Raw genomic sequence first — 25,855 nt, 5'->3', positions numbered from 1 at the left:
TCTGACCCTCCTAATGCGCGATGCCGGACGCGGCGCTTTCGTCGATCAAGCGGCCGGTCGTGAACCGATCAAGGTCAAACGGGCGGCTGATCGCGTGATGCTGTCCCGTCGCCATACGGTGCGCGAGGAGGTATCCCCCGGCAGGGATCGCCTTGAACCCGCCCGTGCCCCAGCCACAGTTGAGATAAAGCCCCTCCACCCCCGACGGCCCGATGATGGGGGAGCTGTCAGGCGTCACATCTACGATGCCGCCCCAGTGCCGCAGGAGTTTGACCTTGGCAAGCGCTGGCATGACTTCCAAGAGCCCGCCAATCACCGCCTCTTGCACCGGCATGTTGCCGCGTTGGCCATAGGACGGGATGCGATCCAAAGCGCCGCCAAAGACCAGCCCGCCTTTGTCGGATTGGCTGATGTAAGTGCCAACAGCGGGGGACAGCACCACAGTGTCGAGGACAGGTTTGTAGGGCTCTGACACGAAGGCTTGCAGCGCATAGGAATGGATCGGAAGCTTGACCCCTGCGAGACCTGCGATGACGGAGGAATGTCCGGCGACCGTCGCCGCGACCATGCCTGCGCGGATTTCGCCAAAGGCTGTGTTGACCCCGACGCATCGGCCGGCTTCCATAATGAAATCAGTTACTTCGCAGTTCTGAATGATATCAACGCCCAGCGCGTCGGCGGCCCGCGCATAGCCCCAGGCAACCGCATCGTGACGCCCTGTACCGCCCCGCGGCTGGTTCACCGCGCCATGGATCGGATAGCGGGCGTCCTGCCGAAAGTTCAGCAATGGCGCGCGTTTCTGTACCTCTTTCGCATCCAGCAGTTCCGCGTCGATCCCATTGAGGCGCATTGCGTTGTACTGCCGCGCGGCCATCTCCATCTCCGGTTCGGAATGGGCAAGGACCATCATCCCACGTTGGGAGAACATGACGTTGTAGTTGAGGTCTTTCGACAGCACCTCATAAAGCCGCACGGACAGGTCGTAGAGCTGCGCGCTTTCAGGGTAGAAATAGTTCGACCGGATCGCCGTCGTGTTTCGACCAGTGTTACCGCCGCCAAGCCAACCTTTTTCGATAACCGCGATGTCCGTGATGCCGTGGTTCTTGGCGAGGTAATAGGCCGTTGATAGGCCATGCCCGCCTGCCCCGATAATCACTACATCGTATTGCTTCTTTGGTTTCGGCGTGCGCCACGCCGCGCCCCAGCCCTTACCGCCGCGCAACCCTTCGCGGAACACCTGCCACGCGGAATAGCGTTTCATGTTTTCGCCTCCTGCGCCTTTGCAAAGGCAGCAAACTCAACAACCGCTTCTTGGCTTGGGACAACGCCCGTGAAGCATTCCAGAAATGCGGGTAGCCGCTGCATCCGCGTTTCCATCGTTTCACGGACATCGAGCGCATGATAGCCCAACTGCATGAAATAAAGGACGCGGGCGCGGGCGTCCGCCTCCGTCGCTGGAAACCCTTGCCTGACGAACATAGCGATGATTGCGTCGAGCCGTGCCGCATCCGCCACATCAATCCGCTTGCGGACGGAAGCATCGCGCCGCGCCCATTCGCGCACGGCGAAGTCTAGGCGGCTGTCAAAGAGCGATTGGTCAATGAAGCAACGGAAAAAATTGCAGGCGGCGTTGGTGATGTTCGCTGCGGGCATTTCGCAATGCCGGATGATCGTCTGAGAGTTCCGGCTCTCCCATTCCTGCAACAGAGCGTCGAGCAGTTCGGAGCGGTTCTTGAAGTACCAATAGAAACTGGAGCGTGAGACGCCGAGCTTCTCTGCTAGCGTCAGGATCTTCAGCTCCCCCACCCCATCGTGGACCAGCACATCACGAGCGAGGTTGAGCCAGTCTTCGCGCGTAACTTTGACGTTGCCGATCAGCGGCGGGCTGCCGGGGTCGTCACGGCTCAAAACTGGGGTGTCACGATCCATCATCCTAGCTCTCCGGCGGTGCGCCGCCCTCCGCCTTACGTTTGGCGATGAACGCCTGCAAGGCGCCATTTCGGTCGGCGTCGACTTTGGGGCCGTTGTCTTCGGCCAAGATGCGCTGCCACACTTCCGTCGCGCGGGCTGTGGCGTCTTTCGCGCCTCTATCCGTCCATGTGCCGAAGTTCGCATAATCGTGGACGATGGGTTCATAAAATTCCGTGTTGTAGCGCGCCATCGTTTGGGTCGTGGCGAAGAAATGGCAGCTTGGATCAACCTCTGATAGCGCGTTTTCAAAGCCGATCTCATCGGGGCCTGCTTTCGCGCCTGCGCAAAGCTCCGCCACCATGTTGAGCACTTCTACGTCGGTGATGAGTTTTTCGTAAGACACAGAGAGGCCCCCTTCGAGCCATCCAGCCGAATGAATGATGACCGTGGCCCCTGCCATCAAGCAGCCCCAGAGACCAAGCTGGTTCTCATTCGCCGCTTGCACATCGTTGAGGTTTGAGGCCGACCCCGCCGCACTGCGCCACGGCAGCCCCAAATGGCGGGCTAATTGGCCAGCAGCGAGGGAGGCTTGGAAATGCGTCGGCGTGCCGAAAGCGGGTGCGCCGGATTTCATATCCACGTTGGAAGTGAAGGTGCCATAGCACACCGGCGCGCCGGGATTGATCAATTGGGTCAGGGCAATCGCTGCCATGCATTCGGCGTGGCTGAGTGTCATCGCTCCCGCAACCGTGATCGGGGCCATCGCGCCCATCAAGGTGAAAGGCGTGACGATGGACACCTGCCCGTGCCGCGCAAAATCGATCAAACCTTGGGCCATGGGGATGTCGAGCGTGCGCGGGCTGTTGGTGTTGATGATTGTGTAGCAATGGGGACTCGCCCGGAACGCCTCATCCGACGCGCCACGGAAATCCCTCAGCATCTCGAAATTATCCATCGCCTGCGGTGTCCCGCGAGAGAAGAAGAAGGGGAATTTGTCCGTCTTTGTAAGCTGCACTTCGGTCGTGAAGTAGTGGCGGTCTTGGACAGGCACGTCTTGTGGTTCGACCAGCGGCGACACCATCTGAAAGACGTCAAAATGCTGGGTCAGTCGCGCCAGTTCTTCGAAATCCGCGCCACGGCCTGGGCGACGGCCACGGACAAGATCGGTGGCATGGGGCGCGGCGGCACCGGGTTGGAAGGTCAGACTGCCAAGTTCCAGCGTGAAATCACGGTGGCGGGCACCGGCGAGACACGGGATCGACTTCGGAGCACTGGCGATGGCGGCTTCGATGATGTCGCGGCCAATATAGACCATCTCCCCTTCCGCCCGAGCGCCCGCTTTGACAAAGATGTTGAGCGCTTCGGGCAGCAGAACTTTGATCCCAAGCTCCTCCAACATCCGAAGGGCGGTTTCATGCATGTTGGCGATCTCATCGTCCGAGAACGCCTTCATCACCGGGAACGGGTTTTTCAACTGGCGATAGTTGACCTGCCGCGCGGATGGCGGGGCGCTGGTGGCGCCTCGTCTGCCGCGACGGCGGGTTTTGGTGTCACCCGACATAAGCTAGCCCCGCATCGCCTGACCCTTTGGATCATAGGGCGAAGCTGCGACAACCTTGGCCTGTCGTGGTTGCCCGACAACATGGACCATCAGGTCAGAGCCTTCGGCCGCAAACTCCCGATCGACCATCGCCATGGCGAGCGACGCGCCGACGGTGTAGCCATATGCACCGGAAGTCACGAAGCCGACGCGGTCGTCGCCGTTCCAGATGGGTTCATAGCCAGAGGCATCGCTGTCGCCATCTTCGATCTGCAAGGTGACAAGGATTTGGGAGGGGCCGTTGCCTTCCTTCTCCTTCAACGCAGCCGCACGACCGATGAAATTGCCTTTGTCCCAGTCGATCCAGCGGTCCATGCCGGTTTGTGCGGCGGTGTAGAGCTGCGTGAATTCCGCCGACCAGATTCCGAATGATTTCTCGATGCGGGTGGAAAGCATGGCGTTGAAGCCGCATTCGCGGATGCCTTCGCTTGCGCCTGCTTCCAGCAGCAACCGACGCAGCGCGATGTGATCGCCGTAGCGGACGTTGATTTCATAGCCGAGTTCGCCTGTGACCGACATGCGGGCCACTTTCGCGCGCAGCGGGCCGATATCCACATCGCGGCAGCCCATGAACGGCAGGTCGCTGATTTCCTGTTCCGCCAGCTTTTCGATTACTGCTTTGGATTTCGGACCAGCAAGGCCGAAGCCGCACATCTCTTCCCCCAAATCGCGGACAGTGACACCGTCTTCCATGTGATCGTCGAACCAGCGCATGTGCCACGCGCGCAGGTAATAGCTGCCCATAATCCAGTAGGTGCCATCGCCCCAGTTGAGGATCGTAAGGTCGCCTTTCAAGCGACCCTCTGGCGACAGCATCGGCGCGAGGCGTGCGCGGCTTGGACCGGGCAGTTTGGAGGCCATGATCTTGTTGAGCCAACTTTCGGCATTGGGGCCAGACACCTCGTACCGAGAGAAGCCGGTGATATCGAGCATGCCGACGCCCTCACGGATCGCTTTGCATTCCTCTCCCACGATGTCGAAGGCGTTGGAGCGTTTGAGGGTTGGGGTTTCTTCAAACCCTTCCGGCGCGAAGTAGAGCGGCACTTCTAAATCCCAACTATTGCCCCACTTACACCCAGCCGCGGTCATCGCGTCATGGGCTGGCGCCATTTTCAGTGGACGACCTGCGGGCAATTGTTCGTTGGGGTAAGTCATCACGAAGCGGCGGGAATAGAACTGCCCCGTGGTTTCGCGGATGTAGCGTTGGTTTTCAGCGAACTTGCCATAGCGGGCGACGTCCATGCAGAACACGTCTGCCTCCGGCTCGCCCTCAATCATCCATTCGGCCAGAGATTTGCCAACGCCACCGCCTTGCAAGAAGCCCGCCATCACCGCGCAGGCTGACCAGTAGCCGCGTTTGCCCGGCACAGGGCCGACGAGCGGGTTGCCATCGGGGGAGAAGGTGAAGGCGCCGTTGACCCATGTTTTCACGCCCACATCCTGCAAGGCCGGATAGCGTTCGAAGCCGCAAATCAGTTCATGCTCAATCCGGTCCGTCTGCTCTTGGAAGAGCTCCATTCCGTAATTCCACGGTGCACCGTCCATGGCCCAGTGCTCATGCTCCACCTCGTAGATGCCCAGTAGCACGCCTTTTTGGTCTTGGCGCAGGTAGGTGAACCCTTCGAGGTCGACGGTCATCGGAACCTCGAAATCCAATTCCTCCAACTGCGGGATGGTGTCGGAGATGAGGTAGTGGTGCTTCAACGGGCTGAGGGGCAGTTCGATGCCTGCCATGCGACCCACCTGCTTGGCCCAGAGGCCCGCGGCGTTGACGACATGTTCACAGGTGATCGTGCCTTTGTCGGTCACGACTTCCCAGCCATCGGCGGTTTGGTTGAGCGCCTCCACCTTCGTATGCTCGAAATAGCTGGCACCGCGTTTTTTGGCGGCTGTGGCGTAGGCGTGGACGGTGCCGGTGGTGTCAACGTAGCCCTCACGATCGGCCCACATGCCACCAAGCAAGCCGTCGGTTGACATGATGGGGCAGCGCCTCTGAGCTTCTTCCGGCGTGACAAGCTCGCAATCCTCGATCCCAATGGATTGGAACACGCGGTAGGCAGATTGCAGCCATTCCCAGCGATCGGGCGTGCCGGCCATCGTCAAACCACCCGTCATATGCAGGCCGATATTTTGACCACTTTCCTCTTCAATCTCGCTCAAAAGGTCGATGGTGTAGGCTTGCAGCGCCGCCATGTTGGGGTCGGCATTGAGCGCGTGGATACCACCTGCGGCGTGCCAACTGGAACCTGCGGTGAGCACGCTGCGTTCGAGCAAGCACACATCCGTCCAGCCGAGTTTAGCAAGGTGGTAAAGAACCGATGTCCCAACGACACCCCCACCGATCACGACGACACGATATTGCGATTTCATACTGACCTCCCAGCCTTGCTCAGGTCGGGTTTGGCCGCGACTCAGTGAGCACTAAACATTCCTGTCCAGAACCTTGGAACCGAATGGGCAGGCCTGTCTAGTTTTTTCGCATTACCCTTTCGGGATTTCGTTTACGTGGTTTGGAATGTGATAGCCGCGCTGAACGGCGGGACGGTCAGCAAGGCGCTGATACCACGCGCGGACGTTCGGGAAATCGGCAAGGTCGATCCGCTGCCATTCGTAACGTGACGCCCACGGCCAGCAGGCCATATCGACGATTGAGTATTCGCCAATGATGTACTCCTGCCCCTCCAACTGCTTGTCGAGCACGCCGTAGAGCCTTCGGGTTTCTCCCAAGAACCTCTCCTCCGCATAGGGCGCGATACCAGGATTGAACTGCGCGAAATGGTGGGTTTGGCCCAGCATCGGACCGAAACCGCCCATCTGCCACATCAGCCATTCCCACGCCTTCGCACGTCCCACGGCGTCGTTTGGCAGGAACTTTCCGTATTTATCCGCGAGGTAGAGCAGGATCGCGCCGGACTCCATCAGGCTGACGCCAGTTTCATGATCGACAATCGCCGGGATTTTGTTGTTGGGGCTGATCCTGAGAAAGTCTTTGGTGAATTGCTCATCCTCGCCAATGTTGATCGCGTGAACCTTGTAGGGCACCTCCAACTCCTCAAGCATGATCGACACTTTGCGGCCGTTTGGGGTGTTCCACGTATAAAGATCAATCATCGGAAGTCCTGCGGTAGCATTTCATCCAGCCTAACGATGCCTCAGTTTTCCCGTAAGGTCGATACTCCGCGCCGAGCGGTTTGTTCCAGCCTAGGTCATCGAGCATGGCGAACACTTCAGCGTAATCCAGCATGCCTTGATCGGGCGCAGCGCGGTCGGGGATGGACGCGAATTGGATGTGACCAACATGGTGCTGGACGGGCGTGAACTCAGCGATGGGATCAGGGTGCATCCGGCCGATGTGGTAGAAATCGAACATGAGTTTCAGGTTGGGTTTGTTAACGCGCTCGATGAGTCCGATCGCGTCTTCAAGCTTGTGCAGGAGGTAGCCGGGTACATCGTAAGGATTGATCGGTTCGATCAGGATTGTACGTGTTGGGGCGAGGTCGCAGGCCAGCCGCACATTCCCTTCAAAAGTGGCCCAAGCCTCACTACCAGAGGCGATGCCCGGCAGGACGTGGATGGCTCTTGCGTTCACGGCTTCTGCGTAGTCGGTGGCAGTTGCGATGCTGTCTGCGCCGCTGGCGTGGGCAGCGAGGCCAAAATCACCCCTTTCCGCGTCGCCCTTTGGCGTGTTGAGGCTGAGCAGGTCGAGGCCCGTTTCATCGAGCGCAGCTTTCACGTCATGGGCGTCATGCGCGTAGGGCCACTGCACCTCCACCGCGTCGAACCTTGCGGCCTTCGCTGCGCGGATAGCGTCGGGAAGCGGAAGGTCGGCCCATAGAAGGCCGAGATTGGCGGAAAACCTTGGCATAGCGCCTTATGCGATGGCGGCGACGGCCTTGGCAACGACAGCTTCGGTGAGTTGAAAGTCCGCCTCCGTCAAAGCGAGCGAGGGGTAGAGCTTGCCCGGAGATTTGAAGACGCCATTGTCGCGGAGAACTGCGTTGTATGTGGCGTTGACCGACGGGTCATCATGCTTGGCGGACCGATAATCCAGCGGCTCCCGATCGGTGAATAGGATGTCGAACAGAGTCTCATCGCCGCAAACGCGGTGCGGGATGCCAGCAGCGGTCAGCGCATCGGTTTGCATCTTTTGCAGCCGCGCGCCGTTGGCGCGGAGGGTGTCATAGGTGCCGTCACGCCGCAAAACTTCCATCGTTTTGAGACCGGCGACGGAAGCGACTGGATTGCCTGACAGGGTGCCCAGTTGCATCAGCCACTTCTCTGCCCCGACTGAGGATTTGTCGAAATGGTTCATGATCTCTCTCGACGCCCCAAGCGCAGCAAGTGGAAAGCCACCACCGGTGATTTTGCCAAGGGTGCAGATGTCAGGCACAACCCCATAGCGTTCCTGCGCCCCGCCATAGGCAAGGCGGAAACCCGTGACGATCTCGTCGAATATGAGCAACACACCAAGTTTGTCGCAGAGGTCTCGGAGGCCTTGTAGATATCCCGGCTGTGCGGGGATGATGCGCTGCAACGGTTCTGCGATGATCGCCGCGACATCGGAGTGTTCGACCAGCAGGTTTTCAACGGCCGTCAGATCATTGAACGGCGCGATCAGCATGTTGTCGGCCACGTCCTGCGGAATGCCCGCGCTGTCGGGGACGGCTTGCGGGAAGTTGACTTGGACACTGGGTGCAAGGCTCATCTGCGCCTCCGCACTCATGCCGTGATAACCGCCTTCGAACTTGAGGATTTTGGTTTTGCCGGTGCAGGCGCGGGCAAGGCGGATGGCGTACATGTCCGCCTCACCGCCTGAGGCAACAAAGCGGATTTGTTCACAACATGGGACGGCTTCGCAGATCGCCTCTGCCAATTCGATCCCGCTGGCATTGTTGGCGAAGAAAGTCATGCCTTTGGGCAATTGCTCCAAAACCGCTTCCATCACTTCAGGATGCCCATGGCCCAAGAGCATGGGGCCAGATCCGATCAGGTAATCGACATACTCATTGCCGTCCTCATCCCAAACGCGGCTGCCCTGCCCTTTGGAAATGACTATGCCAGCGTCGAAGTTGCCGAACCCAGCGGCGGGTAAAACCTCTGCCGCGCGGGCGATCCATTCGGCTTGGGTGCTGATTTTTTGCATAGCTAGCTCAGTTCCAAGATTGGCTCACCCAGCACGTCCATGTCAGGCGTGACGCCCAATCCTGGACCTTCCGGCGGCGCGATGCGGCCCTCAGACCGCACAGGGCAATCGGGTGCCACACGCGGGCCGACGTAGGATGACAGATCGCAGACGTTCAGCAGCGACCCATGCGGCGTGCTGGCGGCGAAGTGGAGTGATGCGGCAGTCACGATATCCGACCCCCACGTGCATTCGGCGCAAATCTCCGCCCCCAGATGCACGGTCAGGTCGCGGGCGCGTTTCATTGCTGACAAGCCGCCGAATTTCGACAGTTTCAGCGCGACAGCGTCGAGGCATCCCAATTCGTAGGCTTTCAAGAGGCTCGCTTGATCGAATGCGTTTTCGTCGATCTTCATCGGCAGGCCGGTTGCGTTTCTGACGGCGGCGCAGTCTTCCAAAGTCGCGCAGGGTTGTTCCAGCATTATGTCGAGGTGCGCCACCGCGCGGCCCGTGCGCGTCGCTTGGAGCTTTGATGCGCCGCAGTTCCAATCGCCATAGACCAGTGGTCCATCGCCCACGGCCTCTCGCACTTTGATCAGGCGTTCGGCGTCTGCGGCCCAATCGGCATCAACGCCAAGTTTGGCTTGGAACTGGCGGATGCCGGTGGCGTAAGCCTCCTTCGCGATCTGCGCCATGTCGTCAGGATCAATGCAGGTTATCGAATGGTAGAGCGGCATATGCTTGCGCGTTCTGCCGCCCAACAGGTCATAGAGCGGCTGTCCAGTGACCTGTCCAAACAAATCCCAAAGCGCCATGTCGACAATGGATTTGGCGTGGTTATGCCCGATAAGGAACCCGTCAAGCTTGCGCATCGGCGCGTCGATGCCTGTCGGCGTGATGCCGAGGATTTCAGGGGCCATTTCCTGCACCGCCGACGGCACGCCCTTGGCGAAAGCAGGCAGATAATGTGGGATCGGGCAAACCTCCCCCCAGCCTTTCAGACCTGTGTCTGTTTCGAGGCAGAGGATGTGGCTTTCGACCGTGGCGCAGGTCTTCCCCTCCGCCATGTAGTAGGTCTCGTGGCTGGTCAGATCGACTGACCAAAGGGTGATCTTAGACACTCTCACTTGTAGACCGCGACTGGATCGCCCAGCGCCCCTTCGTCCGGATGAACCCCGAGGCCGGGTGCCTCTGGCAAGTGCAAATGCCCATCAATGTTACGCGGACCGCGACCGCCCGCGATGTCGAGCGTCAGCATGTCTTGGCAGGCCCAAACCGCGTGGCAGTTGGCGTCAGGGATGGTGGCGGCAAGGTGCAGTGCCTCCGTATCGGCGAGGACGGAGCCTCCTGTGGCCATCACAAACATGTCGATACCATGCGCCAAGGCGATGTCGCGCATCCGCGCGGCTTTGGTCAGGCCACCGACGCGGTTGAGCTTGATGCCGAACACCTCCGCCAACCCGTCGCGAGCAATGCGCGCCGCGTCCTGCAACGTCACCAAGGCTTCGTCGACGGACACAGGTGCTGCGTGTTTCGTGCGGATCGCTGCGATATCGTCCAACGTCTCCCCCGGTTGTTCAAACATGACGGAGAGGTCTTCGGTCGCTTTCATAACACGCAACGCCTGTTGCCGCGTCCAGCCACGGTTCACATCGTAGAGCACGATTTCACCTGGTTTGCGGATGCTTTCAACATCCCTTACGCGGGCGATGTCACGTTCCACATCGCCGCCAATCTTCACCGAATGCGCGACATAGCCGCGTTGCCGGTAGCGGTCGATGACTTGGCGGGTTTCGTCGATTGTCTTGGCCCCGACGGAGGAAGCAATCGGCCGCGGTGTGCGGGATCCGCCGCCCATCAGGTCAGCAATCGGCATTCCTACGGCTTGGCCCGCGATGTCCCAACAGGCCATATCAATCGGTGATTTAGCGTAGAGGTGGCCAGGTAAAGCGAGGTCCATCGCCCGCTCCACATCCAGCAACTTGCACGGATCTAGACCGAGGATGAAGGGCGCCATCGTTTCGATCCCTGCGCGGATGCCGGGGCCGTGGGCGGGGACATAGGTATGGCCCCACGGCGTCCCTTCGCCCCAACCGGTGAGACCTGCGTCAGTGTCGATGCGCACCAGCGTGGCGTCCAGAACTTCGAATTTCAGGCGACCACCGGAGAGCCAGTAAGGATGCTCTAGCGGTAGATCGACGTGAAAGACGGTGATGGCGGTGATCTTCATTGTGCTGTTTCCATTTCCGTCCAAACGGGGAATGTCTCAAAATCATCGCGCCACGCGACATAGGCCATCACAGGGTCATCAGTTGTGATCAGCGCGTGTGGGCGACCGGCAGGGTGAAATGCATGATCGCCAGCGTAGAGCCTTTGGGTGAGCGCACCCTCAAGCAAGAAATCCGCCGAACCTGCGAGGACGACATAGATCTCCTCCGCCGGGTGATGGTGCCAAGGGTAATGCTGATGCGGCGGCTGGTAGATAACGAAGCTGCGCATGTGGTCGCTGGCGAGCGGTGTGTTCCTGCCGATGATTTCAAAGCAGGCAAAGTCTTTCATATGGCTGTCGAAGAGCGTGGTACCCTTGTACGGCTCAAGCCAGATCACCTCATCCGCGCAAGCCTGCAACGCATCCGTGAGGGGTTTGTAGGGCGTGTCGCCCAGCCGCGCATCGCGGAGCATACCGTCGGTTGAAGCGACTTTGAGCGGCGTGATTTCTTGTTGGGTCACATCCTTTGGAAACGGGCAAAACGCGGCAAGTGCGGCATGATCCGCGTGGAGTTTTGCCACCTCTTGCATCAGCGTTTCCAGCGTCGGTGTCATGGCACAACCACGAAGTTCCCGATGTGGGATTTCTCGATAAAGGCCGCTTGGCCAGCATGGAAATCGGCAAGCGGCACGGTTTGCGCGACGAGCGGTTTGACCTCCCCCCGTTCGATGTAGCTCACGAGGTTTTCAAAGATTTGCGGTGGGATGACGGTCGAGCCGGTGAAGGTCAGATCGTTGAGGTAGAAGGTGCGCAGATCAAGCTCCACCATCGGGCCGGCAATCGCGCCGGAGCAGGTGTAGTATCCACCGCGCGCGATCAAATCGATGAGCGATCCGAACGCAGGTCCGCCGACGATATCTGCCACGACTGTGACGGTCTCGCGTCCGATGGCCGCTTTCAGTGCTTTGCCCAAGTTCGGGACGGAGCGGGGGAGGAGCGCGTCAGGTGCGAGTTCCGCCAATTGCGTGTGTTTGCTTTCCGACGCCATCGCGACCACTGTCGCGCCGCGACGTTTGGCCAGCTGGATCAGGGCGGAGCCGACACCGCCAGAGGCGCCAGTGATCAGAACGACATCATCCGCGCCGACGTTCGCGCGCGTCAGCATCCCTTCGGCCGTGCTGTAAGAACAGGAAAACGTCGCAAGCTCGGCAGAGGTCATATCGCTTTGCACCACATGGGCGTTGCGATGGTCGATGACGGTGTATTCGGCATAGCCACCATCGGCTTCGGAGCCAAAATAGCCTGTCGAATACTTATTGAGCGGATCGCTCCAATCCCGCAGCCAGTTGTCGGTCATGATGCGTTGACCAATGCGATTGGCGTCGACATTGGCACCCACAGCCACAATCTCCCCCACGACGTCGGCACCTTGGATACGGGGGAAACTGATCGGTGCGCCGCCCCACGTTGGGTCGTCTTCACCGACCTCCTCAAACCCGTCCCCACTGGTCGCATCGCTTACAGCCTTGGAATACCAGCCGACACGGGTGTTCACGTCGGTGTTGTTCATACCGCAGGCTTCGACCTTGATCAGGACTTGATCCGGCCCGGGCTCAGGCCGTGGCCAATCCGTGTGGTATTCCAGTTTGTCGAGGCCGCCATGCCCCACCAAAACAATCGCGCGCATCGTGTCGGGTAGGGTCATTGGGCAGGCTCCATCACTTCATCCGTTCTTGGAAGAAGACTTTGCGGGTCATAGGCCGGTTCGGACAAGACCCGCGCGCGACGTTTTTGGCCCGCAATTACGACCTCTAGTTCTGTTTCAGGCTTCGCGGCGGCAGGTTGCAGATAGGCGAAGACCAAGATTTTCCCGACCGTATGGCCGTAGACGATGGAGGCGGTTGAGCCGACGACAGCGCCGTTCCAAAGCACCGCCTCCCCGCCATTGCCGTCTTCGGTGCCATTCGGCTCCACTTCCAAATAGGCACAAACCCAGAGCATGTCGTCTTCGTTAGCGAGGGTGGCATCGCGACCCAAGAACGCCTTATCGCGCTTCACAAACCGTATCACATCGGCTTCGGGAAGGGTGACTTCATTGGTCAATTCCCCTGCCCCTTTGAAGCCTTTCTCCATCCGCAAAACGTTCATCGTAAAAGATCCGTAGTCGGCAATGCCGTGCGCCTGACCTGCGGCCATGAGCGCGTCATAGATATCCATGCAGGCCGCGTTTGGCATATGCAGTTCCCAGCCAAGCTCTCCTGCGTAGGACATGCGGAAGGCCCAAACCTTATGGCCCGCGACAGTGATCTTTTGCGCGGTCAACCATTTGAAGTGGGCGTTATTGAGCGGCGCGTCGGTTGTCTGAGACAGCACGTCACGGGATCGCGGGCCGTTGAGAGAAAGTGCGGCCCAATTGCTGGACAAGTTGGTGACGTCCACGTCCGCGCCATCGCGGTGGGCCGCAAGATGATCCAACAAACGTTGTTCAAAGAACGCCGCGCAGACGAGGTAGAACCCCTCCTCCCCATCAGCCATGCGCACAACTGTCGTTTCCAACTCGATCCGGCCGCGCGTGTTGAGCATGTGGGTCAATGCGATCCCGCCGGGCTTTTGTGGCAGGCGGTTGGCGACCAAACGGTCGAGGAAGGGTTCCGCATCTGGGCCACTGACCAGCACTTTGGTGAAGGCTGTGACGTCCATCAGCCCGACCCGTTCGCGGACGGCCTTACATTCTGCAGCGATCACATCGTGCAGCGCGGTGCGGCCGAAGCGGTAGATATCCTTCGCCTCCATCCCCTCCGGCGCGAACCAGCGTGGGCGTTCGTGGCCGTAAACCTCCTCAAACACAGCGCCTTTGGCTTTCAGCGTCTCATAAACCGGGCTTGGCTTGATCGGTCGTCCGGCGAGGCGGTTGAAATGCGGGAACGGGATTTCGTGGCGGAGGCAGTAGTCTTCCTTTGCCTTGATGACCTGCCAGTCCTTCGTCGCGTAATCACCGAAACGACGCGGATCGAATTCCCGCATCGAAATGTCAGCCGCCCCATGAACCATCCAGCGCGCCAGTTCGCGGGTCAGGCCCGGCCCCCAACCGATGCCGATCTGTGTGCCGCAACAGCACCAATAATTCCGCACGCCGGGTGCAGGACCGATGAGCGGGTTGCCATCTGGTGGGTGGCTGATCGCGCCGTGCACCTCGCGGGTGATGCCAAGCTCCGCAAAGATCGGCATGCGGTTCAGGCTTTCCTCCAACCACGGCATAACGCGGTCATAGTCTGGATCGAACAGCTCATTCTCTGCTTCCCACGGGCAGTGGTCCTCCCAAACCGTGTTGGGGTTGGCCTTTTCATAGATCCCAATGAGGCCGCGTTTTTGCTCCATCCGAATGTAGCCTGACACCTTCTTGTCGTCGCGGATGACGGGGAGTTCGGTGTCGAGGGTTTCGAACTCCGGCACATTCTCCGTCACAAAATAATGGTGCGTCATGGAGGTCATCGGCAGTTGCAGACCGGACCATTCACCCATCTGCCGCGCGTAGGTGCCGCCAGCGTTGACGACATGCTCACAGCGGATCGTGCCCTTCTCGCTTTCAACGATCCATTCGCCTGTGCTGGCCTGGGTGATGTTCGTTGCGCGGCAGCGGCGGACGATCTTGACGCCAAGCTGCCGTGCCCCCGCTGCCATTGCCATGGTGACATTGGTGGGGTCGACGTGGCCATCATCCGGCGTGTGCAATGCGCCAATTACACCGTCGAGGTTATAAAACGGGTGCAGGTCGGCGATGCGATCCGGCGTCACCAGTTCGATGTTGAACCCAAGCGCGGTCCCGACCGACAGAGTGTGTTTGAGCCAATCCATCTCATCTTGGTCATAGGCCAGCCGGAACGACCCGCAGCCGTGCCATGTGACGGGTTGGCCCGTCTCCCGCTCCAACCCGCCCGAATAAAGGCCGATGTTGTAATCGACACATTTGCCAAGGCCGAAGCTGGACGTGGAATGCGTGATTTGACCGGCTGCGTGCCATGTGCTGCCGCTGGTCAGCTCCGCCTTTTCCAGCAAAATAACATCCGTCCAACCCTCATGCGCCAAGTGATAGGCCAACCCGACACCCATCACGCCGCCCCCGACGATCACCACACGTGCAGTGCTGGGAAGTTGGGAATCAGCCATGATGCGCCTCGTCTCGCAAAACTCTCGACACGGTAAGCGTACAAATATACCATCGTCAATCATGAATGACACAAATGTATCATACACAGTCCTCGAACGCCTCGCTGCCGAACTTCCTGAACTGACGCCTGAGGCGCAGAAGGCGGCGACATATGTACTGGAAAATCCGCGCGATGTTGGGGTCTCAACCGTCCGTGAAATTGCAGAAGCCGCGAAGGTAAAACCCAACACATTGGTGCGCATGGCGCGGCAGGTGGGGTTTGAGGGTTATGATGACTTCCGCGAACCTTTCCGCGACGCAATCCGCAACGGCGCGGTCAGCTTCCCTGATCGTGTGCGCTGGTTGCAGGATGTGCGCAAGTCGGGCGAGCTTGGGACGCTTTACGCCGACATTGTGCAATCAACGATCTCAAACATCGAAGAAACGTTCAGCGGCATTGACGCCGATGCGATGAAGGCGGCAGCGGAAATGGTTTGGGCCGCGCGCACTGTGTTTACGATGGGTGTCGGGGTGAACAACGCCAACGCGCAGAATTTCACCTATCTTGCCTCCACCGGCATGGTGCAGTTTCACACGATCCCCAGACCCGGCTCGACCGCGATTGACGATCTGGCATGGAGCGATGAACGCGATGTGCTGATCGCAATGACCTGCAAGCCCTATCGGGCGGAGGTTGTGGCGGCGGCGAAGCTTGCCAAAGAGCAAGGGATGAAGGTGATCGCCATCTCCGACAGCCCTGCCAGCCCGATAATTCGGGCAGCCAATCATGGGTTTGTCGTCGCCTCCCAAACGCCGCAGGTCTTCCCCTCCTCCGTTGCCACGGTTGCCGTTTTGGAGACGCTTTTGTCGTTTGTGTATTCGGTCGCCAGCGATGAAATCGTTACAAGGGTAGAGAAGTTTCATGCCCGGCGTCATGCGCTTGGCATCTATGTGGAAGACCCTGAATGACCGAACCCCTTCGTTCGCTAGATGCCCGCTACTACACCGACCCAAAGGTGTTTGAGGTCGAGCGGACGGGGCTTTTGTCCCAGACTTGGCAATTCGCTGGTCATGCCAGCCAACTCAAAGAAGCGGGCGACTATTTTACGTTCGAACTGGCAGGTGAAAGCCTGTTTTGCATCAAAGGGCGCGATGACGTCATTCGGACATTCTACAACGTTTGCCAACACCGCGCCCACCAGTTACTGGATGGGTCCGGCGCGACGCGCGTTGTCGTTTGCCCCTATCATGCGTGGACCTATGAGCTGACGGGTGGCTTGCGGGCAGGCCCGAACATCAACGCAGTCGAAGGCTTTGATCGGTCGAAGATTTGCCTCACCTCCGTACGGACGGAAGAGTTTCTAGGCTTCATCTTTGTAAACCTCGACGCGGACGCTAAACCGATGGACGACTGGTTCCCAAATGCGCGGGCGGAGCTTGAAGAATGGGTGCCCAATTGGCGAGATTTGGCCCCGCTTGAGTTCGTGGAAATCCCCGAGAACTGCAATTGGAAGGTCTCGGTGGAGAATTATTCGGAGTGTTATCACTGCTCCCTCAATCACCCCACCTTTGCGACAGGCGTGGTGAAGCCGGAGACCTATGACATTCAACCGCAAGGCAAATGCCTGCGCCACACGACGGAATGTCAGAACCTCGATCAGATGACCTATGACATTAACTCGGGCTTTGCGCATCAGAAGGAATATTCGTCGTGGTTTCTGTGGCCGATGGTGTCGTTTCAAGTCTATCCAGGGAATGTTCTGAACACCTATCACTGGCGCGCGATTGATGCGGAGCGGGTGGTCGTGTTCCGTGGTTGGTACAGCGTCGGGGGGGAGGAAAACCCCGTTGTGCGCAAGCTTGCTGTGCAAGACCGCGAGACGACTGTGGAAGAGGATATTCACCTTGTTGAGAGCGTGCAGCGCGGGCTAAAGTCGCGGGGGTATGTGCCCGGACCCTTAGTGTTGGACCCGAAATGCGGTGTGAATTCCGAACACTCCGTCATGCACCTGCAAAAATGGATGCGCGAGGCGGTCGATGGTTAAGGCTGGCGCGACGGGGCGGTGCTTGTGTGGGGCGGTTAGGTTTACGGTTGCGAGCGAACCGATGTGGACCGCGCTTTGCCATTGTGACAGTTGCCGACGCTCAGGCTCCGCTGCTGTGGTGCCGTGGATGGGATTTGCGCCTGACAACGTGGCTTGGACAGGCGCGCGGACGTTCTTCAAATCCTCCGACATCGCCCAGCGCGGATTCTGCGGAACCTGCGGCTCGCAGATGAGCTTTGAAAGCACGCGGTGGCCCGGCGAAGTGCATCTTTGCGCCACCACATTGGAGGATCCGAGCGCTTATGAGCCGCAGCTCCATTGTCATACCGCTGAGCATCTTCACTGGTTGAAAATCGATGACGGCCTACCCCGTTTTGAGCGGAGTGCGGAGCCATGATGCCATCGGAATGGACGGCAGAGCAGAAGCTGTTCCCGCATCAGGTGGGCTTCACCTGCCCGCCGTTTGATTTCGATGCTGCACCGTCCGATTTTCTGCGCATGGCCCCACGGTCTGTCGGGGTGCACGGCTGGATGCTGCACGATCCCGATTATGTGCACGGCCTAGACCAGCGAAAAAAGAACTTCGGCATGTTGGAAGAGTTCGTCCATTGCATGTCCCGCAATGGGGTCGATGTCGCGGGGCAAGTTGGGTCGAACTGGGTTCATGCCTCGGGATTGGGCGTCGAGGGCATCCGGCAGCACTGCGCGGATTTGTCGGATCGCTACGGCCTGCAGTTTCACATGGCCGGCTACGCGATGGTGGAAGCGCTTCGAGCAATGAATGTGGAAAAGGTGGCGCTCAACGCTGCCTATCATTGGCCCGCATGGTGGCAGGGCACCGTCAGGTTTCTGAAAGAAGCTGGGTTTGACGTGCTTTGGGCGGGCAATTTTCACGATCAGGGCTGGTTCGAAAGCCAAGACGCGGTGAACGCCAAGCGTTGGATATTTGATGGTGATCTTGCGGAAAAATCGTTCGTCTATGTTGCGGAGCAGGCGCCCGACGCCGATGCCTATCTCATCAACGGCATGTGCAATTTCCGCAGCGGGCCGGACGACGTGCCGGAACGCCCCATTCATCTGACCGAACACCTTGAGCGCATGCTCGGCAAGCCAGTGATTGGCCATGACACCGCGCTCTACTGGCGCATTTTCAAATCGCTTGACCTTGCGCCGACCACTCCGCATGGTCGGTTGCTGGCTACTTTGGAGGCGTGATGCACCGAATACTCGCGCTTTGGGCTGTGCCCCGCTCTACCTCCACCGCGTTTGAATGGATGATGCGGCAGCGTGGAGACTTTGACTGCCTGCATGAACCGTTTGGGGAGGCGTGGTATCAAGGCGAGGCCCCAATCTGGCCGCGTTGGAAGCCCGGGGACAAGGTGACACCCGGTCTGACACTGCAATCGACACTCGAAGATATTCTGGACCGCGCCACGCGCGCGCCGGTCTTCATCAAAGACTTTCCACATTACATCATTCATATGGCGGATAAAGACTTCCTTGCGCATTTTGAGCACGCATTTCTGATCCGCGATCCTGCGAAAACGATCACGTCGATGTATGACAAATGGCCGGACTTCAATGAAGGCGAGGTTGGGTTTGCGGAGCAGCGCGCGCTCTTTGACAAGATCACCTTGCTAAATGGCCGCCGCCCGCCCGTGATCGACAGTGATGACCTGCTGGAAGATCCGCACACAATGGTCGAACGCTGGTGTGAGAGTGTGGAAATCCCCTTTATCGAAAGCGCCCTGTCATGGGAGCCGGGCGCGCGGGATGAGGTCAGCTGGTGGGACGGTGGGTCTTTCCACGCGAACTTGCGCAATTCAGACGGGTTGAAGCCACAGGTGCGCAAATATGTGGAACTAGACGCGACGCCAGAGCGGGTGAGAGACGTACACAGTCGCGCAAGGCCGAACTACGACCATCTCTATCAGTTCAGAACGCAACCCTAGGCATACATCCGCAACAGTGCGGCGTCACTTTTGCCCTAGATACGACGGGCGAAGCCGCCGTAGCTGCTTGCATCTCCATTGAGGTCTGGCAGTTGCGCAAGTCTAATCGCCAGCGAGCCTTTTGGTTGACAAGATCGCCACCGCTGCCGCCTATGCGAATTAGTACGTTTGGAGCACGACCATGCCAAATTCCCTCTACGACGCCCTCTTTGGTCAGCACATCAGCAGCACTGCGCGGTTCCTATTGACCGATGCCGGAACGACCGTGACGTATGCGGATTTCATCGCGCGTGCGGGTCAAATGGCGGCGGCTTTGGACCACCTTGGGGTTGGCATGGGGGAGCGGGTGGCGCTGCAACTGCGCAAATCCGTTGATGCGCTGGCCCTCTGCGCGGCGTGCATTCAGCGCGGTGTTATCTTCTTGCCTCTGAACCCTGCCTATACGGCGGCGGAGGTCGACTATTTTGTCTCCGACAGCGGCGCGGTTTTGTTGGTCTGCGATGGGGCAAATTTGGACGCGCTTGCCCCCGTCGTGGCAGTCTCCGGTGCGCGGATTGAAACGCTGGACCCCGATGGCACCGGCACGTTTGCGGCCTTGAGCGATGGAATGGTGCCCAGCGCAGGTGTCACCGATCGTGGTGACGATGATCTGGCTGCATTTCTTTATACGTCCGGCACCACCGGTCGCTCAAAGGGCGCGATGTTGAGCCAGAAAAACCTGATTTCCAACGCGCGGACGCTGGTCGATCTGTGGAAGTTTACGTCTGACGACCAACTGCTACACGCGCTGCCGATCTTCCACACACATGGGCTATTCGTCGCAATCAATACCGTTCTTCTGACGGGCGGGTCGATGCGGTTTATCGAGAGCTTCTCCACCGATGCGTTGATCGACTCGATGCCCACTGCCACCACGATGATGGGCGTCCCAACGTTTTACACGCGGCTGCTGGATGACCCCCGTTTCACCAAGGATTTAGCCAAGAACATGCGCCTTTTTATCTCTGGCAGTGCGCCACTACTGGCTGAGACGCACCGCGCGTTTACGGAGCGGACGGGCCATCATATCCTCGAACGATACGGGATGACGGAGACGAACATGAGCACGTCAAACCCCTATGATGGCGCGCGGAAGCCGGGGACCGTTGGCCTGCCCCTGCCCGATGTGGACCTCAAGATCACGGACCCTGAGACGGGTGCGCTAGTCGCGCAAGGCGAGGTTGGACAGATTGAGGTGCGCGGCCCCAACGTGTTCCAAGGCTATTGGCAAATGCCCGAGAAAACGGCGGCAGAGTTGCGCCCCGATGGGTTTTTCATCACCGGCGACCTCGCCACCCAAGACAAGGATGGCTATGTGACGATTGTTGGCCGCGCGAAAGATTTGATCATCGCGGGCGGCTACAACATCTATCCGAAAGAGGTTGAGGCAGCCTTAGACGAGGAAGATTGCGTCTTGGAGTCAGCGGTGATCAGCGTCCCCCACGCGGATTTGGGCGAAGCCGTGGTTGCCGTCGTGGTGCCAGAGTCTGGGGTGGCGATTGACGCAGATGCGCTTAAAAACGCGTTGTCAGACAAGCTCGCCAAGTTCAAACAGCCGAGAAAAATCATCGTTTTGCCTGAACTGCCACGCAACACGATGGGGAAGGTACAAAAGGCGGAAATGCGACGGATTTTCGCGGATTTGTTTGATTCTTAGGCCATCCGCGCCTTCTATTTGCATCGCAAACACGACGCTATGTCGGAATTGCGGCCTTCCATGTCAGAAATCAAACTGACTCCCCCACCCGCTGCCCTACGATCATGTGCAGAGGTACTACATGCGATATTCAGGATTTCGAGTCATCAAAGAAGCGTTGACCGGCCACAAGGGCTGGACACCTGCTTGGCGCGACCCAGAGCCTGCGTCGAATTACGACATCGTCATCATCGGCGGCGGCGGTCACGGTCTGGCCACAGCGCATTACCTGTCCAAAGTCTATGGCGAGAAAAGCATCGCCGTTTTGGAAAAGGGCTGGATCGGTGGCGGCAACGTCGGCCGTAACACGACGATAATCCGCTCCAACTACCTGCTCGACGGGAATGAGCCGTTCTATGAATTCTCGCTCAAACTCTGGGAAGGGTTGGAGCAGGATCTGAACTACAACGCGATGGTTAGTCAGCGCGGGATCTTGAACCTGATCCATTCTGACCCGCAGCGCGATGCATTTGTCCGGCGCGGCAACGCGATGATCCTCAATGGCGCTGACGCCGATTTGATGACTTCCGCTGAGATCAAGAAACGGTATCCGTTCCTGAACACCAGCGATGCACGGTTCCCGATCAAAGGCGGGCTGGCGCAGCACCGCGGCGGCACAGTGCGCCATGATGCGGTGGCTTGGGGCTATGCCCGCGCTGCCGACAGTCGCGGCGTCGATATCATCCAGAACTGCGAAGTCACCGGTTTCAAGATCGAAAATGGCAAATGTCTGGGCGTTGAGACGAGCCGTGGGTTCATCGGCGCGGGCAAAGTTGGCTGCGCTGTGGCGGGCAACTCCAGCCGCTTGATGTCGATGGCAGAGATGCGCCTGCCAATTGAAAGCCATGTCTTGCAAGCCTTCGTTAGCGAAGGCCTGAAACCTGTCCTGCCCGGCGTCATCACCTTTGGCGCGGGTCACTTCTATTGCAGCCAGTCCGACAAAGGCGGCTTGGTCTTTGGCGGTGATTTGGATGGCTACAACTCCTACGCGCAACGCGGCAACCTACCGGTAGTCGAAGACGTCTGCGAAGGCGCGATGGCGATCTTCCCAATGCTAGGCCGTGCGCGTCTGTTGCGGATGTGGGGCGGCATCATGGATATGTCGATGGATGGCTCGCCCATCATCGACCGGACCAAGATTGATGGCCTCTATTTCAATGGCGGCTGGTGCTACGGCGGCTTCAAGGCGACGCCTGCAAGCGGCTACTGCTTCGCGCATTTGCTGGCCAAGGATGAGCCTCACCCGACCGCGACGGCCTACCGCTTTGATCGGTTCGAAAAGGGCCTGATGATTGATGAAAAAGGGATGGGCAATCAGCCCAATTTGCACTGATGATTATTGATCACCCTTTACTTGGCCCCCGCGACGCTGCTGAATTCACCTATATGGGCGACGCAGGCCTGATCGACCGCCCTGATCCGGAGGCCGAGAATGCAGCCGAGGCGTTCTATGACTATGGTTACCTGCGCGACAATCCGGCGGGCGAACATCAGGAGCTTTGGTTTCACGAAGCTGGCGATCGGTCTTGGCTGGTGGTCACGCGCAACACGGTGACACATGAGATCAGCAAGGTGGAGATGGCCCGCGATGTGGCCCGCGCACGGGGGCGGTCGAAATGAGCCAGAAGAACCGGATTTCAGGCGGTCAGATTGATCACACTACAACGTACAAGTTCAGCTTTGACGGCAAACAGTTCACTGGACATCCTGGCGATACGCTGTCCTCCGCCCTTTTGGCCAATGGCGTGCGGCTTATGGGCCGCAGCTTCAAATACCACCGCCCGCGCGGGCCTTTGTCTGCAGGCTCCGAAGAGCCGAACGCCTTGGTAGAACTGCGCGGCGGGGCTCGGCAGGAACCGAATACCAGAGCCACGACCGTGGAGCTTTATGATGGGCTGCTGGCGAAATCACAGAATCGGATGGGGTCGCTCAAATTTGATTTTCTTGGCATCAACGACAGACTGTCGAACTTTCTTACCGCTGGTTTTTACTACAAAACTTTTATGTGGCCTGCCGTATTCTGGGAAAAGCTGTACGAGCCCATTATCCGCCGCGCGGCAGGTCTTGGGTCGTTGTCCCTTAAGGATGATCCCGACAGCTATGATAAAGGTTTCTTGCATTGTGACCTGCTGGTCGTGGGTGCCGGTCCGTCTGGCCTGATGGCCGCCCTGACCGCTGGTCGAGCGGGGGCTGATGTGATCCTGGCCGACGAGGATTTTCGCCTTGGTGGTCGTTTGAATTCAGAAACCATCGGCATCGGGGATGAAGCTGGGGCTGACTGGGCGGCCAGCGTAGTCGCGGAATTGACGAGCCTGCCGAATGTCCGCTTAATGAGCCGCACAACCGTCATCGGAGCCTTCGATCATGGCATCTATGGCGCGGTGGAGCGGGTGAGCGATCACCTGCACACGCCGGATGAGGGAAAACCACGCCAAATCCTGTGGCGCATCTACACACAGCAGACGATCCTTGCCGCAGGCGCGATTGAGCGTCCAATAGCGTTTGAGAACAACGATCGTCCAGGTATTATGCTGGCCTCGGCTTTGCGGACCTATGCGAACCGGTTTGGCGCGTCGGTCGATCAGCGCAACGCAATTTTCACCAACAACGACGATGGGCACCGGACTGCGGCTGATTTGCACGCCAAGGGCTTGAGAGTCACGGTCATCGATACGCGGCCAGACGCGCCGAAATCATCAGATTACGAAGTGCTGTCCGGTGCGGTTGTCACAGACACCAAAGGGCGTCTGGGCCTCAGCTTTGCAGAGGTGCGATTGGCGGATGGGACGTCGTGCACCATCGAATGTGGCGCGCTCGGCATGGCGGGCGGTTGGAACCCGAATGTGCACATGACCTGCCATCAGCGGGGGCGTCCAACATGGAATGACGAAATTTCGGCCTTTGTTCCGGGCGATGTTCCTGCTGGTATGACCGTCGCTGGCGCGGCGAACGGCGATTTGACCACCTCTGGTGCGATCGCCTCAGGCGCACGGGCGGCAAAGGATGCCATGGGCCTCAAGGGACGGTTGCCGAAGATGCCGGAAGCTGACGATGGGCCAGTGAACGTCGCACCCTTCTGGTATGTCGAAGGGTGCCAGCGTGCGTGGCTCGACCAGCAGAACGATGTCACTGTGAAGGACGTGAAACTGAGCCATCAGGAGGGGTTCCGCAGTGTTGAGCACCTCAAGCGCTACACGACACTCGGCATGGCCACGGACCAAGGTAAAACCGCAAACATCGGTGGCCTTGCGATCATGGCGGAGCTTGCGGGCAAAACCATCCCAGAGACCGGCACGACCATTTTCCGCCCGCCTTATACGCCTGTCGCCATCGGTGCTTTTGGCGGACGTCATCGCGGGCAGGAATTTCATCCGAAACGTCTGACCCCCTCCCACGCTTGGGCGGAAGAACAGGGCGCTGTGTTTGTCGAGGTTGGCAACTGGCTGCGCGCCCAATGGTTCCCCCGTCCGGGGGAGACGACGTGGCGCGAAAGTGTGGATCGCGAAGTGTTGGCGACGCGCAACTCCGTCGGTGTTTGCGATGTGACCACGCTTGGCAAAGTCGACGTTCAAGGCACCGACGCTGCCGCGTTCCTGAACAAGATCTACTGCAACGGTTTTGCAAAGCTCGCTGTAGGCAAGACCCGCTATGGCCTAATGCTGCGCGAAGACGGCATTGCGATGGACGATGGCACGGCGGCCCGTTTGGCGGAAGATCACTTCGTCGTCACAACAACCACGGCAAACGCCCTGCCCGTCTACCGACATATGGAGTTTGTGCGTCAGTGCCTTTGCCCTGACATAGATGTGCAGCTCATCTCCACCACCGAAGCCTGGGCGCAATATGCAGTGGCTGGTCCTAACAGCCGGAAAGTCTTGGAGAAAATCGTCGACCAAGATATCAGCAATGAGGCGTTCCCCTTCATGGCTTGCGCCGAAATCACCGTTTGCGGTGGGTTGCGCGCGCGGTTGTTCCGCATCTCGTTCTCCGGCGAATTGGCCTATGAGATCGCGGTACCAACAGCCTATGGCGACGCGCTGATGCGCCGGATCATGGAGGCGGGCGCCGAGTTCGACATCACGCCTTATGGCACTGAAGCACTTGGTGTAATGCGGATTGAGAAAGGCCATGCGGCGGGCAATGAATTGAACGGCACGACGACAGCCGCGAACCTTGGGATGGGCCGCATGGTCAGTACCAAGAAAGACAGCATCGGCGCGGTTCTGTCGCGGCGTGAGGGACTTAATCGCATAGGCGATTTGCGGCAGGTCGGCATCAAGCCGGTCAACGCGAACGATCCCGTTCCGGCGGGTGCGCATTTGATGAACGCCACAGGGCCAGTCGTTGCGGCGCATGACCAAGGGTATGCAACCTCCGCCTGCTATTCACCGATCCTTGGCCACGCGATTGCGATTGGCTTCCTTAAGAACGGGTCGGAGCGGATGGGCGAAAAGATGCGCCTTGTCAGCCCGCTGACCAACGTTGATGTAGAAGTCGAAATCGTCAGCGCCCACTTCGTTGATCCAGATGGGGAGCGGCTCCGTGCATGATCTGAAACCAATTGCGGCCATTGGCAGCGGTCCTGAGACGATCGGGACGATGACAATTGCGGAGAACACGAATGTTGCGCTGGCCTCAGTCGCTGCGCGAAAGGATGGTTTGACCAAGTGCAAGAAGGTGCTGAAGTCGGTCTTGGGTGCCGTGCCGGACGTTGGGCGTGCGGTCTTGCATGACCCTGAAGCCGGTTTTTGGATGGGGCCCGATCAGTGGATGATTGGCGCACCGATGGACAGCCACGAAGACATTGCCGATCAGATGAAGGCGCAGTTGGGCTCTGCCGCCTCCGTCACGGAACAGTCGGGCGCTTGGGTTGTCTTTGACGTCACTGGCGATGCAATGCCGGACATGTGCGAGCTGCTTTGCAACGTCCCAATCCGCCGCGTTACAGCAGGCGATGTGCAACGCACGATGATCCACCAAATGAGCTGTTTCGTGATACGGCGGGAGGATGAGAACCATATCCGCGTCTTGGGTCCACGGGCCTCCGCCCATTCACTGCATCATGCATTGGTGACTGCCGCGCGGTCAGTGGCATAGCAAAAACACCCGTCAGAGCGCGTTGATTGCGCTAACA

General features: G+C 59.0%; 22 protein-coding genes. 10 read left to right on the top strand and 12 right to left on the bottom strand.

Annotated features, from left to right (window positions below; genetic code table 11):
* Window positions 1-10 precede the first annotated feature (10 nt).
* The 12 genes from ACTF5F_RS01705 to ACTF5F_RS01650 all read right to left on the bottom strand — a co-directional run bounded on the left by ACTF5F_RS01705 (window position 11) and on the right by ACTF5F_RS01650 (window position 15,009).
* Window positions 11-1,261 carry a sarcosine oxidase subunit beta family protein gene (locus ACTF5F_RS01705; protein WP_438955151.1) on the bottom strand — a complete coding sequence of 417 codons (1,251 nt, stop codon included), beginning with the start codon at window positions 1,259-1,261 and terminating at the stop codon, window positions 11-13.
* Window positions 1,258-1,932, bottom strand: coding sequence for a TetR/AcrR family transcriptional regulator (locus ACTF5F_RS01700; protein WP_438955150.1), 675 nt, complete (start codon window positions 1,930-1,932; stop codon window positions 1,258-1,260). The genes ACTF5F_RS01705 and ACTF5F_RS01700 overlap by 4 nt, the downstream gene beginning before the upstream one ends.
* 1 nt (window position 1,933) lies before the next feature.
* The gene (locus tag ACTF5F_RS01695) at window positions 1,934-3,472 is read right to left on the bottom strand and encodes a trimethylamine methyltransferase family protein (protein ID WP_438955149.1); all 1,539 of its coding nucleotides are present in this window, start codon (window positions 3,470-3,472) and stop codon (window positions 1,934-1,936) included.
* A gap of 3 nt (window positions 3,473-3,475) precedes the next feature.
* On the bottom strand, window positions 3,476-5,881 hold the full coding sequence (locus ACTF5F_RS01690; RefSeq protein ID WP_438955148.1) for a GcvT family protein: 2,406 nt from the start codon (window positions 5,879-5,881) through the stop codon (window positions 3,476-3,478).
* Between the two features lie 111 nt (window positions 5,882-5,992).
* Window positions 5,993-6,622: a glutathione S-transferase family protein gene (locus tag ACTF5F_RS01685; RefSeq protein WP_438955147.1), complete on the bottom strand. Its 630-nt coding sequence runs from the start codon at window positions 6,620-6,622 to the stop codon at window positions 5,993-5,995.
* A complete protein-coding gene (locus ACTF5F_RS01680) occupies window positions 6,615-7,376 on the bottom strand; it encodes a hydroxypyruvate isomerase family protein (protein ID WP_438955146.1) in 762 nt (253 codons plus the stop codon). Before ACTF5F_RS01680 ends, ACTF5F_RS01685 begins: the two co-directional genes overlap by 8 nt.
* Window positions 7,377-7,382: 6 nt before the next feature.
* The gene (locus tag ACTF5F_RS01675) at window positions 7,383-8,654 is read right to left on the bottom strand and encodes an aspartate aminotransferase family protein (RefSeq protein ID WP_438955145.1); all 1,272 of its coding nucleotides are present in this window, start codon (window positions 8,652-8,654) and stop codon (window positions 7,383-7,385) included.
* Between the two features lie 2 nt (window positions 8,655-8,656).
* Entirely contained in the window at window positions 8,657-9,760 is a 1,104-nt protein-coding gene (locus ACTF5F_RS01670; protein ID WP_438955144.1) for a mandelate racemase/muconate lactonizing enzyme family protein, read from the bottom strand.
* Entirely contained in the window at window positions 9,757-10,863 is a 1,107-nt protein-coding gene (locus ACTF5F_RS01665; RefSeq protein WP_438955143.1) for a mandelate racemase/muconate lactonizing enzyme family protein, read from the bottom strand. The genes ACTF5F_RS01670 and ACTF5F_RS01665 overlap by 4 nt, the downstream gene beginning before the upstream one ends.
* Complete coding sequence (locus ACTF5F_RS01660; protein ID WP_438955142.1) at window positions 10,860-11,456, bottom strand: dimethylsulfonioproprionate lyase family protein; 597 nt, start codon at window positions 11,454-11,456, stop codon at window positions 10,860-10,862. Before ACTF5F_RS01660 ends, ACTF5F_RS01665 begins: the two co-directional genes overlap by 4 nt.
* Window positions 11,453-12,547, bottom strand: a complete 1,095-nt coding sequence (locus tag ACTF5F_RS01655; protein ID WP_438955141.1) for an alcohol dehydrogenase family protein — start codon at window positions 12,545-12,547, stop codon at window positions 11,453-11,455. Before ACTF5F_RS01655 ends, ACTF5F_RS01660 begins: the two co-directional genes overlap by 4 nt.
* Window positions 12,544-15,009, bottom strand: coding sequence for an FAD-dependent oxidoreductase (locus tag ACTF5F_RS01650; protein WP_438955140.1), 2,466 nt, complete (start codon window positions 15,007-15,009; stop codon window positions 12,544-12,546). Before ACTF5F_RS01650 ends, ACTF5F_RS01655 begins: the two co-directional genes overlap by 4 nt.
* A gap of 61 nt (window positions 15,010-15,070) precedes the next feature.
* Between ACTF5F_RS01650 and ACTF5F_RS01645 the strand changes: the two genes are divergently transcribed.
* The 10 genes from ACTF5F_RS01645 (at window position 15,071) to ACTF5F_RS01600 (ending at window position 25,818) form a co-directional block, all read left to right on the top strand.
* On the top strand, window positions 15,071-15,958 hold the full coding sequence (locus tag ACTF5F_RS01645) for a MurR/RpiR family transcriptional regulator (protein ID WP_438955139.1): 888 nt from the start codon (window positions 15,071-15,073) through the stop codon (window positions 15,956-15,958).
* On the top strand, window positions 15,955-17,034 hold the full coding sequence (locus ACTF5F_RS01640; RefSeq protein ID WP_438955138.1) for an aromatic ring-hydroxylating oxygenase subunit alpha: 1,080 nt from the start codon (window positions 15,955-15,957) through the stop codon (window positions 17,032-17,034). Before ACTF5F_RS01645 ends, ACTF5F_RS01640 begins: the two co-directional genes overlap by 4 nt.
* Window positions 17,027-17,431, top strand: coding sequence for a GFA family protein (locus tag ACTF5F_RS01635; protein ID WP_438955137.1), 405 nt, complete (start codon window positions 17,027-17,029; stop codon window positions 17,429-17,431). Before ACTF5F_RS01640 ends, ACTF5F_RS01635 begins: the two co-directional genes overlap by 8 nt.
* Window positions 17,428-18,249, top strand: a complete 822-nt coding sequence (locus tag ACTF5F_RS01630) for a hypothetical protein (RefSeq protein WP_438955136.1) — start codon at window positions 17,428-17,430, stop codon at window positions 18,247-18,249. The genes ACTF5F_RS01635 and ACTF5F_RS01630 overlap by 4 nt, the downstream gene beginning before the upstream one ends.
* The gene (locus ACTF5F_RS01625) at window positions 18,249-18,986 is read left to right on the top strand and encodes a sulfotransferase family protein (protein ID WP_438955135.1); all 738 of its coding nucleotides are present in this window, start codon (window positions 18,249-18,251) and stop codon (window positions 18,984-18,986) included. Before ACTF5F_RS01630 ends, ACTF5F_RS01625 begins: the two co-directional genes overlap by 1 nt.
* 181 nt (window positions 18,987-19,167) lie before the next feature.
* The gene (locus tag ACTF5F_RS01620) at window positions 19,168-20,682 is read left to right on the top strand and encodes a malonate--CoA ligase (protein WP_438955134.1); all 1,515 of its coding nucleotides are present in this window, start codon (window positions 19,168-19,170) and stop codon (window positions 20,680-20,682) included.
* Between the two features lie 121 nt (window positions 20,683-20,803).
* A complete protein-coding gene (locus tag ACTF5F_RS01615) occupies window positions 20,804-22,054 on the top strand; it encodes a sarcosine oxidase subunit beta family protein (protein ID WP_438955133.1) in 1,251 nt (416 codons plus the stop codon).
* On the top strand, window positions 22,054-22,341 hold the full coding sequence (locus ACTF5F_RS01610) for a sarcosine oxidase subunit delta (RefSeq protein ID WP_438955132.1): 288 nt from the start codon (window positions 22,054-22,056) through the stop codon (window positions 22,339-22,341). The genes ACTF5F_RS01615 and ACTF5F_RS01610 overlap by 1 nt, the downstream gene beginning before the upstream one ends.
* The gene (locus ACTF5F_RS01605) at window positions 22,338-25,271 is read left to right on the top strand and encodes a sarcosine oxidase subunit alpha family protein (RefSeq protein ID WP_438955131.1); all 2,934 of its coding nucleotides are present in this window, start codon (window positions 22,338-22,340) and stop codon (window positions 25,269-25,271) included. The genes ACTF5F_RS01610 and ACTF5F_RS01605 overlap by 4 nt, the downstream gene beginning before the upstream one ends.
* Window positions 25,264-25,818, top strand: coding sequence for a sarcosine oxidase subunit gamma (locus tag ACTF5F_RS01600; RefSeq protein ID WP_438955130.1), 555 nt, complete (start codon window positions 25,264-25,266; stop codon window positions 25,816-25,818). Before ACTF5F_RS01605 ends, ACTF5F_RS01600 begins: the two co-directional genes overlap by 8 nt.
* Window positions 25,819-25,855: the final 37 nt, after the last annotated feature.

It is taken from the genome of Cognatiyoonia sp. (genome assembly GCF_965661665.1).
Lineage (GTDB): Bacteria > Pseudomonadota > Alphaproteobacteria > Rhodobacterales > Rhodobacteraceae > Cognatiyoonia.
The sequence above is the reverse complement of the archived record's forward strand: the minus strand, read 5'-3'. Positions and strand labels throughout refer to the sequence as shown.